The sequence below is a fragment of the Sphingomonas sp. CFBP 13720 genome, from assembly GCF_014842075.1.
Lineage (GTDB): Bacteria > Pseudomonadota > Alphaproteobacteria > Sphingomonadales > Sphingomonadaceae > Sphingomonas.
In genome coordinates this window covers 197,196-210,301 of sequence record NZ_JACYVA010000006.1, presented here as the reverse complement: position 1 = coordinate 210,301, position 13,106 = coordinate 197,196, and the positions used below count along the sequence as shown (strand labels likewise).

Sequence of the window (13,106 nt, the reverse complement as noted above, 5' to 3'; positions counted from 1 at the left end):
TTTGCAAACCTTTGTGGCTTCGAATACGCGCTACTGCTTGCAGCAATGTTCCAATATGCGGCACATGCAGTCGATAAACGGGGAAGAGGTACGATGTTTATGGAGCCGGATCCGATCGTCGCGGGTGTCGAACTGGGCGGGACCAAATCGATCGCGGTAATCGGGCGTGGCCGCGACATCCTCGCCAGCCATCGCGTACCCACCACGACGCCGGACGAGACGCTGGGCGAATTGGCGCGGCAGCTATCGGCTTGGCACAGCGAGTTCGCACCGCAGGCGATCGGCATTGCCAGCTTCGGGCCGATCGCGGTGAACGACGGCACGATGCTGCCCACGCCCAAGCCGCACTGGGCCGGCGCGGACATCGTCGGCGCGCTGTCGCCCGGCTTCGACGCGGTCGCGTTCCACACCGACGTGACCGGCGCGGCGCTGGGCGAAGGGCGCTGGGGCGCGGCACAGGGGCTGTCGGACTATATCTATGTCACCGTCGGCACGGGTGTCGGCATGGGAATCATCGCGGGCGGTCGCCCCGTCACCGGCCGGATGCATCCCGAAGCGGGGCATATCCGCGTGCGTCGCCGTGCGGATGACGCCTTTGCGGGGGCATGCCCCTTCCACGGCGACTGTCTCGAAGGGCTGGTGAGCGGTCCGGCGATCGCGGCACGCAGCGGCGGTCCGGCGCATCTGCTGGGCGCGGGCGACCCGGCGTGGCGCGACGTGGCCGATGCGCTGGGCGAGGCATTCGCGACCCTGTTCCTGACGCTGTCGCCCGCGCGAATCATCGTCGGCGGCGGGGTCGGTCTGGGGCAACCGCATGTGCTGGACATGGTGCGCGAACGCACGGTCGCGGCGCTGGGCGGGTATCTTCGCTATGTCGATGCGGGGACGATCGGGGAACAGATCGTCCCGGCGGCGCTGGGCGAACAGGCCGGGCCGCTCGGCACACTGGTCATGGCACGCGCGCTGCTGCCCGGCGGCGTGGCGGCATGAACATGCCCGTCGAACCCGACGTCGAAGAGGCACCCGATCCGTCGCCTGCATCGCGCGGTACGCAGACGCTGATGCGCGGTCTCGATCTGGTCGAAGCATTGCGCGACGAACCGCAGCGTGTGGCGGAACTGGCCCGGACGCTGGGACTGAGCCGGACGACGACCCATCGGCTGGCGGCGGCGCTGGTGGAACGTGGCTATGTCGCGCAGCACGAACGCGGTTTGCTGACGCTCGGACCGACCCTGCTCCAACTGGGGTTCAGCGCGCATCGCCGAATCGACATCGTCCGCGTCGCAAGGGCACGGATGGAAGCATTGTCGGCCGACACCGGTCTGTGCGTATTCCTCGGCCGCCGCGATGGCGACCATTCGCTGCATCTCGACCGCGCGGCGGGTCGTCAGCGGCTCGAAGTCTCGACGCGGCCCGGCGACCGACGCCCGGTGGCGCAGACCGGCATCGGCAAGGCGCTGCTGTTCGATGAGAAGGACGACGCGCTGGCCCGGTTGCACGGCCTCGCCGCGCGTGCGCCGGTTACCGATGCATCGACCGCGTATTGGATCGCCGATATGCGCGCCAACGCCGCACGCGGACATGTCATCCACGACAGCGCCGGCAATGACGGCATTCGTTCGGTCGCAGCGCCGATCCGCGACGTATCGGGCGGGATCGTCGCCGCAATCGGCATCGCCACCGCCGCGCAGTATCTGACCGACGACAAGGTCGCGGCGATCGGTCCGGAAGTAGCGGCGACCGCGTTGGCGATCAGCCGCGATGTCGGTTTTGCCGCCCCGGCATAGCGGCGGTCGTTCAGTCGGTTCCGGCCCCTTCGTTGTCCGCGCCGCCCGGCCCGCCATGATAGTCACGCAGGCTCTGTCCGCCTTCGAAACCGCCATCGTCGGACCCGGTATGCGGGTTGGGATAGGCGCCACCGTTCGATTCGCCGCCGCCTTCCCGACCATTGTCCTTGTCGGTCAGGTTGGTGCCGTCGGGCGTCGCCGCATCCGACTTGGTGCCCATCGCCTGCATCGGAACCTTGCCGTCGTCCGCCATCGCATCATCCTTCGCTAACCTGTTGGAAAAACAACGCGTGGCGACCGTCGAAGGATGCGTCAGGCCAGTACGAACCGTCCGTTCACCCCCTCCGCCTGTGCCGACGGTGCGATCCAAACCCGGAACTCGCCCGGCTCGACCGTCAGCTTGTCGTCGATGCCGACGAAGCGCAGATCGGCGGCGCGCAGCGTGAACTCGACCACCTGCGACTCCCCCGGTTTGAGGGCGACGCGCCGGAACCCCTTCAACTCGCGCACCGGCCGGGTAATGCTGGCGGTGACGTCCTGCACGTACAACTGCACCACCTCGGTCGCCGCCCGTGTCCCGCTGTTCGTCACGCGCGCGCGAACCATCAGGCTGCCGTCCATCGCCAGCCGTCCGCCGCCGGTATCGAGATCCGCATAGCCGATCCGGCCATAGGTCAGCCCGTGCCCGAACGCGAACAGCGCAGCGTTCGGCCCCTCGCGATACCGCGCCTTGTATTCCAGCAGCGGCCCGGGCGGATTGGGCCGCCCGGTATTCTTGTGGGCATAGTGATACGGCTCCTGCCCGGTCGAATAGGGAAAGCTGACCGGCAACCGCGCCGAAGGACCGACATCACCGAACAGAACGTCGGCGGTCGCCGGGCCGCTCTGCGATCCGAGGAACCAAGTGACGAGAATTGCAGGCGCATCCAGCACCGGCTTTTCCAGCACCAGCGCGCGCCCATTGCGCAACAGCACCACCGTCGGCTTGCCGACCGCCAATACCGCCTGCGCCAGATCGATCTGCGGTTGGGGAATGCCGATATCGACGCGAGACTGCGCCTCGCCTGACATCTTCTGGCTTTCACCGATCGCCAGTACCACGATATCGGCAGCGGCAGCGGCCAGCACCGCCGCATCGATCCCACCGGGCAGCGCGTCGGTGATGCCGGATCCGTCAACGGCGGTGACCAGCGCCGGATCGGCGACGGCGCCGCGCACCCCGGTCAACAGGTCGACCGCTTCCGCATCCGATCCATAGACGTTCCACGTTCCGATCAATTCGCGCTGCCCCTGCACGAACGGTCCGATCAGCGCGATCCTCTTGCCCGCCTTGGGCAGCGGCAACAGATCGCCGTCGTTCTTGAGCATCACGATCGACCGCGCACCGGCCTCACGGGCCAGCTTCAGGTTGGCGGGCGTCCGCACCCGCGTCTTTTCCCGGCGCGGATCGATCCGCCGGAACGGATCGTCGAACAGGCCCAGCAGCACCTTCATCGCCAGCACGCGCCGCACCGCCTGATCCAGCCGCGCCATCGGCACTTCGCCCTTCGCGACCAGATCGGGCAGATGCTTGATGTAGAATCCCGACTGCATCGACATGTCGACGCCGGCAAGGAACGCCAGCTTCGTCGCTTCGCGTGCGTCGGCCGCGAACCCGTGCGCGATCAGTTCTTCGTCGCCGGTGTAATCGGACACCACGACGCCGCCGAACCCCCATTCCTTGCGCAGCACCGTATCGAGCAGCCACGGATTGGCGGTGGCGGGCACGCCCGACAATTCGTTGAACGATGCCATCGTCGTCGGCGCACCAGCCGCGAACGCGGTCTGGAACGCAGGGAAATATACCTCGCGCAGCGTCCGTTCGGACACATCGACCGTGTTGTAATCCAGCCCTGCTTCTCCCGCGCCATAGGCCGCGAAATGCTTGGCACAGGCGGCGACGGCATCGTCGGCCCCCAGCCCGCGCCGCCCCTGGAACCCACGGACGCGTGCGTCGGCCATCGCCTTGCCCAGCATGATATCCTCGCCCGCGCCCTCGATGCCGCGGCCCCAGCGTTGGTCGCGGGCGATGTCGACCATCGGCGCGAAGGTCCAGTCGATCCCGGCGGCGGATGCCTCGACCGCCGCGACCCGCGCGGTGCGTTCGGCCAGATCGGGATCGAAACTGCCCGCCTCGGCCAGCGGCATCGGGAATACGGTGCGGAAGCCGTGAATGATATCTGCGGCGAACAGCAACGGGATCTTCAGCCGCTGTTCGCGCATCGCCGCCGTCTGCATCCGCCGCGCCATGTCGGCACCGTTGCCGTTGAACACGCCGGTGATACGACCCGACCGGACCTGTGCCAGCTGTTCGTCGAACGTCGCGGTCGCGCTGATCGGGTTCAGCGCATTGGCCGCGCCGCCCGCCCATGCGGCGGCCATCAGCGTCAGCTGCCCCGCCTTTTCCTCGACCGTCATCTGCGCGATCAGCGCCTCGACCGATGCCGGCAGCGCGGCGGTTGCCTGCGCCAGCAGGGCACGGGCCGGCGACGCGCTCCACGCCGCCACGGCACCGGCGCCCATCATCAGCGCGCGCCGCGAAATGCGGATGTCTTCCATGCGATCCCCTCTTCCATGCTCGTATCAGCCGATCGAACGATCGCCGACGAATCCCGGTTGTCGACCGTTTTAAGTTGATGTAACCGGTTACATCAAGAGCGATCGGCCACCAGCCGACGATAAAGTCGCAATGGGTGCGGTGAAGAGGGAGCGGATGACGAAAGCGATGGCACATGCCACGATCCGCGATGTCGCACGTGCGGCGGACGTGTCCGTCGCATCGGTCTCGCGCGTTCTCAACCGTCACGACAACGTCCGCCCCGCACTTCGCCAGAAGGTAGAGGCCGCTGCCCGCCAGTTGGGCTATGTCCCCCATGCCGGCGCACGCTCGCTCAGCCTGTCACGCTCGAACGCGATCGGCATCGTCCTGCCCGACCTGCACGGCGAATTCTTCTCCGAACTGCTGCGCGGCATGGACCGAGAAGCGTCGGCGCGCGGGCTGCAATTGCTGCTGTCCAACATGCACGACGATCCGGCACGCGGGATCGAGGCGCTGCACACGATGCGAGGCCGCGTCGACGGGCTGGTGGTGATGGCACCGCATATCGATCCCGACCGGCTGTTCACGCATCTGCCCCCCGGCATTCCGGCCGTGCTGGTCAATTGCGCGCCGCATCATCAGCCGCGTCCCGAACTGCGCATCGACAATGCGGCGGGGGCGGCGGCGATGGTCGAGCACCTCGTCAGCAGCGGACGCCGCCACATCCTTCATCTGGGCGGTCCCGAAGGCAATATCGATGCCGACGAGCGGGTCGAAGGCTATTGTGCCGCGATGCAGGCCGCCGGGCGGACGCCATGGGTCGAACGCGGCACCTTCCTTGAGGAGTCAGGTGTAGCGACCGCCGAGCGGGTGCTGGCCGACGGACGCCCGGTCGATGCGGTGTTCTGCGGCAACGACATGATGGCGATCGGCGTGCTGATGACGCTGCGTCGTGCCGGGATCGCCGTGCCCGATGCCGTCGCCGTCGCCGGGTTCGACGACGTACCGCTCGCCCGGCTCATCTCGCCATCGCTCACCACGCTGCGGATCGACATTGCCGGGATCGGCGAACGCGCCGTCGCGCGGCTGGTCGATCTGGTCGGCGGCGCGGACGATCGTGCCATCGAACACCTCGCGCCGGTCCTGATCGTCCGCGAAACCACCGTTTCACAACAAAACCCGGAAAACCGGGCATGCAGGGGAAAATCATCATGAAGCACACCATCTTCCGCACCGCGCTCGTCGCCGCGACGACGCTGGCGACCGGCGCGATCGCCATCGCCCCGGCGTCGGCGCAGACCACCACCGCGTCGGTGCGTGGCACCGTGCGCGACGCCGCCGGTGCCGTCGTGAGCGGCGCGACCGTCGTTGCCGTATCGTCGGGCACCAACCAGACCTATCGCGCAACGACCGATGCGTCGGGCCGCTATACGCTGAACGGTATCCGCGCTGGCGCCTATGCGGTCACGATCACCGGTCCGAGCGGCGAGGTCTTTACCCGCGACGTCACCGTCGGCATCGCGCAGTCGGCCAGCCTTGACGCGACGCTGGGCGCGGCGGCACCTGCGACCGGCGATACGGCAGCGGCCCCGGATAGCGGCGATGGCGGCAGCGACGGCGAAATCGTCGTCACCGGCACGCGCCTTGCCGAAACGCGGACCAGCGAAATCGCGACCAACGTTAGCCAGCAGCAGCTGCGCACGCTGCCGCAGACCGATCGCAACTTCCTGTCGTTCGCAGCACTCGCCCCCGGCGTCCGCTACAACGACAGCGAAACCGACAAGGGGTTCCAGGCCGGTGCCTCGACCGCGTCGCAGGTCAACGTGTTCATCGACGGCGTCAGCCTGAAGAACAAGCTGCGCGAAGGCGGCGTGGCGGGCCAGCAGAACAGCCGCGGCAACCCGTTCGGCCAGCTGGCGGTGCAAGAATTCCGCGTCCTGACGCAGAACTACAAGGCGGAATACGAACAGGCCGGATCGGCGATCATCACCGCCGTCACCAAATCGGGCACCAACGAATTCCATGGCGAGGTGTTCGGGCAATATACCGACCGCAGCCTGACCGAGCGCAGCTTCCTCGACCGCCGCAACGATCGCGACAAGCCCGCATTCGAGCGCAAGCAATACGGCATCTCGCTGGGCGGCCCGATCATCAAGGACAAGCTGTTCTTCTTCGGTGCCTATGAAGGCAACGATCAGGACCGCGCGTTCATCGTCGATTCCACCGGGTCGGCGGCGAACATCGCCGCGTTCCAGGCCGCGACCGGCCGTACGCTCGCCGACTTCGAAGGAAATTACGTCAGCCCGTTCCGCGGCGACTTCTATTTCGGCAAGCTGACCTTCACCCCCGACGATGCGCAGACGTTCGATCTGTCGTACAGCCGCCGCGAGGAAACCGATATTCAGGGGTTCGGCGGCAACACGTCGTATGAATTTGCCGAGAACAAGCTTAACACCGTCGATACCTATCTGCTGAAATGGACGTATCGGGGCGATAGCTTCATCAACGAAGTCAATCTCAACTACCTGAATTATGTCTTCAACCCGACGTCGCTGAACCCCGGCAGCCCCAGCTTCAACTATGACAGCGTCATCCTGTTCGGCGGCCGCGATTCGACGCGGCGCGAAGTGCAGCAGGGCTATACGATCCGCGACGATTTCACCTACACCGCGCTCGAAGGCCATGCGATCAAGGCTGGCGCGCGGGTCGAGATCACCGACATCGAATTCTCGAACCTCGCCTTCCTGCAACCGGGCTATATCTTCCGGGTCGATGCGGTGAACAACACCGACTTCACCTTCCCGGCCGAAGCACGGCTCGGTCTGGGCAACGGCACGGTGCGCGGCTCGAATACCCAGCTCGGTTTCTATCTGCAGGACGACTGGGACGTGACCGACCGGTTGCAGCTGAACGTCGGCCTGCGCTGGGATTACGAAACCAACGGTAACAATAACAATTTCGTCACGTCGCCGGCAGCGGCCGCAGCGCTGCGCGCCTTGCCCGCGACCAGCTATTTCGATCCCGAAAACTACATCAGCACGCGCAACAACCGTAAGGCGTTCGCCGGTGCCTTCGCGCCGCGCTTCGGCTTCTCGTACGACGTCAAGGACGACGGCACGACGGTGTTCTTCGGCGGCTTCGGACGCTATTACGATCGCAACAACTTCAACAACACCGTCGACGAACAGTCGCGCACGATCAATCCGATCGGCGTGTTCCGTTTCTCGCGTGACGGCGCGCCGCGCAACGGCCTGCCGACCGTGGCGTGGAATCCGAACTATCTGACGCGCGAAGGCCTGCTGGCGCTGCGCGCCACGTCGACCAGCGGCCTGCCCGAACTGTTCGCGGTGAAGAACGACACGAAACCGCCGGTCAACGATCAGGTCAGCCTCGGCATCCGTCAGCAGGTCGGCCCGTTGCAGGTCGCGGTGACCGGATCGTATCAGCGTGGGCGCAACGGATATACCAACCTGTTCGCCACGCGGCGCAACGGGGGCACCGGCCCTTGCTGCGACACGTCGCCGCTGACGCCGTTCGGCTTCTCGAACGCGCTGATCGGCTATGACGGTCTCGATACGCGGTACAAGGCGCTCTACGTCACCGTCGACAAGCCCTACAGTCGTACGTCGGGCTATGGCGTCAACATCGCCTATACCCTGTCCAAGGGCGAACAGAATGGCGGCGACCTGTTCAGCCTCGATGAGGTGACGCCGGACGATTATGGCTGGCGTCCGCGCAACGGCGACGAACGCCACCGGCTGGTGTTCTCGGGCATCGTCGATCTGCCGCTCGGCTTCCAGTTCTCGACCCTCAGCACCTTCGGCTCAGGTCAGGCGTTCCGCGTGACCGACGTCACGCTCGGCTCGGATCCCGGACAGCGCAAGTTCACCGCGAGCTATCCGGACAAGAACTGCATCGGCGGTGTCTTCGCCTATTGCGAAGTCAATCTGACGCTGGCGAACAAGCTGAAGATCCTCGGCGGCGAGACGGAGATTGCGATCGACGTGCTCAACGCGTTCAATAACAACAACTTCTCCGGGTTCGACGACAACTTCAACAATCAGATCGATCCTGCGACCGGTCAGGCGCGCGATCCGCTCGAAGCAGCGCGCATCGGCCGCGACCTGCTCACCCTGCCGCGGCGCATCCAGTTCCGCGTCGGCTATCGCTTCTGATCCTTCCCAAGGACCGAGGCGGGCATCGCCCGCCCCGGTCCCTGCCATATGAGTATGTCCGCGTGATCGACCGTCGCCGTTTCCTCGCTACCGCTTCCGCCAGCCTGATCGGGGGGTGCGCCGCGCGGAGCGGCCTTCCGACGATGGCGGTGCCCGACCTGATTTCCGACATACAGGAACGAGCGTTCCGCTTCTTCTGGGACACGACCGATCCGGCGACGGGGCTTGCAATGGATCGCTGGCCGACGCCCAGCTTCGCGTCGATCGCGGCCGTCGGCTTCGCGCTCACCGCGTACGGCGTGGGCGAGAAACATGGCTGGATCACCCGCGAACAGGCGCGCGACCGTACGCTCGCCACGCTGCAATTCTTCGCGGACGCGCCGCAGGGCGACGCGGAAACCGGATTCAGCGGCCACAGGGGCTTCTTCTACCACTTCCTCGGCGTGACGAAGGGATTGCGGTTCGCACGTTGCGAATTGTCGACGATCGACACCGCGCTCCTGCTGGGCGGCGTGCTGTTCGCGCAAAGCTGGTTCGACCGCGCCGATCCGGCCGAGGCGCGCATCCGTGATCTTGCCGAACGCATCTACCGCGCGGTCGAATGGGACTGGATCGTGCCGCGCCCGCCGTTCGTGTCGATGGGCTGGCATCCCGAAAGCGGCTTCATCCGCTCCGACTGGAACATCTATAACGAAGGCATGACCCTGTACGTGCTGGCGCTGGCCAGCCCGACGCATCCGTTGCCGCCGGAAACCTGGACTGCGCTGACGCAGGCGTTCGACAAGAGCTGGGGCAACGCGCACGGCGGCGAACCGCATCTGCAGTTCGCGCCGATGTTCGGTCATCAGTACAGCCATGTGTGGATCGATTTCCGCGGCATCCGCGATCCGTACATCGCATCGAAGGGCATCGATTATTTCGAGAACAGCCGCCGCGCGACCTATGCGCAGCGCGCCTATGCCAACGACAATCCGGGCGGCAAGGTCGGCTATGGCGACGATTGCTGGGGGTTGACCGCATGCGACGGGCCGGGTGACTTCACGGTCACGATCGACAGTCGGCAGCGTGAGTTCTTCAGCTATTCTGCCCGTGGCCCCGGCGAACGCGACGACGGCACGATCGCGCCGACGGCGGCGCTGGGTTCGATCGCCTTCGCGCCGGAGATCGTCGAACCGATGATCGCAAAGGTGCATGCCCGCTACGGCCCCGGCATCTATGAAAAATACGGCTTTCTGGATTCGTTCAACCCGACGCTGACCCGCGCCGATGCGCCGTTGAAGCACGGCCGGATCGTCCCCGGCATCGGCTGGGTCGACCGGGATTATCTGGGCATCGATCAGGGACCGATCGTGGCGATGATCGAGAACCGGCGCAGCGGCATGATCTGGGAAGTGATGCGGCGTAATCCGCATATCCGTCGCGGGCTGGAACGTGCGGGGTTCACCGGCGGCTGGCTGGCATGAGCATCGCGTTGCTGGTGATGGCGGCGGCGGCACAGACGCAGCCGGTCGACCGGTTCGAACAGGTCGCGCCATGGACCGCCGCATCGTCGGACGGCGTCGCCGCGACCGCATCCACCGTGGCTGGCGCGGACGGAAAGGCGCTGCGCCTAACCTATGATTTCGCACAGGTGTCCGGCTACGCCTTCGTCCGGCGTGCCTTGCCGCTCACCTTCCCGCCACACTGGGAAATGCGGTTGAAGCTGCGCGGCACTGGTGGCGTCAACGATCTCCAGATCAAGTTCACCGACGCCGACGGCACCAATGTGTGGTGGGTGACGAAACCGAATTTCCGGCCTTCCGCCGACTGGCAGGAGGTCCGCATCCGCCCCCGCGACGTGCAGTTCGCATGGGGACCGACCACCGACAAGACGCTGCGATCGACGCAGGCGGCGGAGATCGTCGTCGTGCGCGGCCGCGACGGTGGCGCGGGCACGATCGAGATCGACGACTGGACATTCGAAACACTACCCCCACCCCGCCCCCTCCCCACCCCGGTCGCAAACGACATGCGCGCGATCGACCGCGACCGGCGCACCGCAGCACGGGGTCCGGTCACGATCGACTTCGGCGGCTCCAGGGAATTGGGCGGTGTCGTTCTTCACTGGTCCGGTGCCGCTCCTGCCTACCGGATCGAAGCATCCGACGATCGCCGCGAATGGCGCGTGCTGCGCGCGGTCACGCAGGGCGACGGCGGCAGCGATCCGATCGCGCTGCCCGACACCGAAACGCGATATTTGCGGATCGCCGGTGCCACCGGGCTCGCCGAGGCCGAGATCAAGGACCGCGACTGGGCGGCCGATCCCAACGCCTTCATCGCCGCACTGGCGAAGGATGCGCCGCGCGGCACCTATCCGCGTGGCTTCACCGAACAATCGTACTGGACGCTGGTCGCCAGCGACGGCGGCGCGGTCAGCGGCCTGATCGGCGAGGACGGCGCGATCGAAGTCGCCAAAGGCGGCTTTTCGATCGAACCCTTCGTCGTCGCCGATCGGCGCACCACCGGCTGGGCCGACATCGTCGCAAAGCATCGGCTGGAGGACGGCTATCTGCCGATGCCGCATGTCGAGTGGGCAGCCGACGGCTGGAGCCTCGACACCAGCCTGTTCGCCGATGGGGACACAAAGCGGCTGGTCGGCCGATGGACGCTGACCAACACCGGCTCCACCCCACGCACGCTGCGCCTGCTGCTGGCCGTGCGCCCGTTTCAGGTAAACCCGCCCGCACAGTTCCTGTCGCAGCGCGGCGGGGTCAGCCGGATCGGGTCGATCGCATGGAACGGATCGCGGATAGCGGTTTCGACGCCGCCGGTGATCGCTGGCGATCCTGGGGTGACGCGCGCGCTGTTCCCGGTGACGCAGCCCGATGCGGAATGGGCAGTACCGTTCGATCGGGGCGCACTGGCGGTTCGTCCCGCCGCCCGCCTGAACGGCGCATCAGCGACACGGGTCACCGATCCCACCGATCTTGCGTCGGGCGGTATAGCGTACGACGTCACGTTGGCGCCCGGTGCAAGCTGGTCGACCGCGATGGCCATCGGTGGCGACGCGCCGATGACGGCGCAGCAGATCGCCGTCGCCCACGCCGCCACTCGCGCCAAATGGACGACGACGCTGGGCGGCATCGACCTGCGCGTCCCGTCCGGCAAGCAGGCGGTTGCCGACACCGTCAAATCCGCACTGGCGCAGGTGTTGATGAGCCGCGACGGTCCCGCACTGAAGCCGGGGACCCGCTCCTACGACCGAAGCTGGATTCGCGATGGCGCGATGATGAGCGAAACGATGCTGCGCATGGGCGTCGTCGCGCCCGGCCGGGCGTTCGCCGACTGGTACGGGCCGAAAATCTTCGCCAACGGCAAGGTGCCGTGCTGCGTCGACGCGCGCGGTCCCGATCCGGTGCCCGAGAATGACAGCCACGGCCAGTACATCCATCTCGTCACCGACCTGTATCGCTACACCGGCGACAAGGCGGCGCTCGAACGCGACTGGCCGAAACTCGACGCTGCCCGGCGGCATATGGAAACGCTGGCGCAATCCGAACGCACCGCCGCGAACCAAACCCCGGAACGTCGCATGCTCTATGGCCTGATGCCGCCGTCGATCAGCCACGAAGGCTATTCGGCCAAGGCGCAATACAGCCTGTGGGACGATTTCTGGGCGCTGACCGGGTACAAGGACGCGGCCTTTGCCGCACGCGTCCTTGGCCGCCCCGAAGCGGCGGCGATCGAGGCGCAGCGCGACCGGTTCCAGGCCGATCTGCACGCCGCTATCGCCGCGTCGGTCGCGTACTGGAAGATCGATTACATCCCCGGTGCGACCAGCATGGGCGATTTCGATGCGACCTCGACCACGATGGCGCTGGACCCGGCGGGCGAGCAGGCGCGGATCGATCCGACGCTGCTGGCCAATACCTTCGACCGGCAATGGCGGCGGGTGATGGCGCGTCCGACCACCACCGACTGGGCCGATTACACGCCATACGAACTGCGCAACGTGTCGGCGATGGTTCGGCTGGGCCGGCGCGACCGCGCCAATGCAATGCTCGATTTCTACATGAAAGATCGCCGCCCGCCCGAATGGAACGGCTGGGCCGAAGTCGTCGGCCGCGTGCCGCGCGAAACCCGGTTCCTGGGCGACGTGCCGCACGCGTGGGTCGCGTCGGACTTCATTCGCGCCGCGCTCGACCTGTTCGCGTATGTCGAGCAGGACGCGCAGGCCATCGTGCTGGGCGCGGGTCTCGATGCTGGCTGGCTGAACGGCGAGGGCGCGGCGATCCGGGGGCTGCGCACGCCCTATGGCGCCGTCGACCTGACAATGCGCGTCGACGAACGCCGCCTGTACGTTACGATCGGCGGCGGCGCGACCCCGCCCGGCGGGTTCGTCCTGCGATGGCCGCTGGATGGCAGACCGGGCGTCGCAACCATCGATGGCCGGCGCGTGCGGTTCGGCCCGGACGGGCTGCGGATCGCCGCTACGGGCGCCCCGTTAACGGTTGTCGTGGAACGAAATTCCAATCGCTGAAGTTAATGCTGCGATGCGGACCGATGAATTCGGCCGCGCAGGGGGCG

At 66.6% G+C, this 13,106-nt stretch carries 8 protein-coding genes; 6 read left to right on the top strand and 2 right to left on the bottom strand.

What is annotated here, in order from left to right; translation table 11 throughout:
* The first annotated feature begins 93 nt into the window (after positions 1 to 93).
* Positions 94 to 990, top strand: a complete 897-nt coding sequence (locus tag IFT55_RS13520; protein ID WP_192092862.1) for an ROK family protein — start codon at positions 94 to 96, stop codon at positions 988 to 990.
* On the top strand, positions 987 to 1,787 hold the full coding sequence (locus IFT55_RS13515) for an IclR family transcriptional regulator (protein WP_249403819.1): 801 nt from the start codon (positions 987 to 989) through the stop codon (positions 1,785 to 1,787). Before IFT55_RS13520 ends, IFT55_RS13515 begins: the two co-directional genes overlap by 4 nt.
* A gap of 10 nt (positions 1,788 to 1,797) precedes the next feature.
* Here the strand turns inward: IFT55_RS13515 and IFT55_RS13510 are convergent, their stop codons facing one another.
* The gene (locus IFT55_RS13510) at positions 1,798 to 2,040 is read right to left on the bottom strand and encodes a hypothetical protein (protein ID WP_192092900.1); all 243 of its coding nucleotides are present in this window, start codon (positions 2,038 to 2,040) and stop codon (positions 1,798 to 1,800) included.
* A 59-nt stretch (positions 2,041 to 2,099) separates the two neighbouring features.
* Positions 2,100 to 4,385, bottom strand: coding sequence for a glycoside hydrolase family 3 N-terminal domain-containing protein (locus tag IFT55_RS13505; RefSeq protein WP_192092861.1), 2,286 nt, complete (start codon positions 4,383 to 4,385; stop codon positions 2,100 to 2,102).
* Between the two features lie 154 nt (positions 4,386 to 4,539).
* Between IFT55_RS13505 and IFT55_RS13500 the strand changes: the two genes are divergently transcribed.
* The 4 genes from IFT55_RS13500 (at position 4,540) to IFT55_RS13485 (ending at position 13,059) form a co-directional block, all read left to right on the top strand.
* Positions 4,540 to 5,580, top strand: coding sequence for a LacI family DNA-binding transcriptional regulator (locus IFT55_RS13500; protein WP_249403818.1), 1,041 nt, complete (start codon positions 4,540 to 4,542; stop codon positions 5,578 to 5,580).
* On the top strand, positions 5,577 to 8,540 hold the full coding sequence (locus tag IFT55_RS13495) for a TonB-dependent receptor (protein ID WP_192092860.1): 2,964 nt from the start codon (positions 5,577 to 5,579) through the stop codon (positions 8,538 to 8,540). The genes IFT55_RS13500 and IFT55_RS13495 overlap by 4 nt, the downstream gene beginning before the upstream one ends.
* A gap of 62 nt (positions 8,541 to 8,602) precedes the next feature.
* Entirely contained in the window at positions 8,603 to 10,003 is a 1,401-nt protein-coding gene (locus IFT55_RS13490) for a glucoamylase family protein (protein ID WP_446740729.1), read from the top strand.
* A complete protein-coding gene (locus tag IFT55_RS13485; protein WP_192092859.1) occupies positions 10,000 to 13,059 on the top strand; it encodes a galactose-binding domain-containing protein in 3,060 nt (1,019 codons plus the stop codon). The genes IFT55_RS13490 and IFT55_RS13485 overlap by 4 nt, the downstream gene beginning before the upstream one ends.
* The last annotated feature ends 47 nt before the right edge of the window (positions 13,060 to 13,106 follow it).

Bases quoted from the DNA above. Each gene is read 5' to 3' on its own strand.
- IFT55_RS13520 (WP_192092862.1), top strand. From the start codon at position 94: ATGTTTATGGAGCCGGATCCGATCGTCGCGGGTGTCGAACTGGGCGGG.
- IFT55_RS13515 (WP_249403819.1), top strand. From the start codon at position 987: ATGAACATGCCCGTCGAACCCGACGTCGAAGAGGCACCCGATCCGTCG.
- IFT55_RS13510 (WP_192092900.1), bottom strand. From the start codon at position 2,040: ATGGCGGACGACGGCAAGGTTCCGATGCAGGCGATGGGCACCAAGTCG.
- IFT55_RS13505 (WP_192092861.1), bottom strand. From the start codon at position 4,385: ATGGAAGACATCCGCATTTCGCGGCGCGCGCTGATGATGGGCGCCGGT.
- IFT55_RS13500 (WP_249403818.1), top strand. From the start codon at position 4,540: ATGACGAAAGCGATGGCACATGCCACGATCCGCGATGTCGCACGTGCG.
- IFT55_RS13495 (WP_192092860.1), top strand. From the start codon at position 5,577: ATGAAGCACACCATCTTCCGCACCGCGCTCGTCGCCGCGACGACGCTG.
- IFT55_RS13485 (WP_192092859.1), top strand. From the start codon at position 10,000: ATGAGCATCGCGTTGCTGGTGATGGCGGCGGCGGCACAGACGCAGCCG.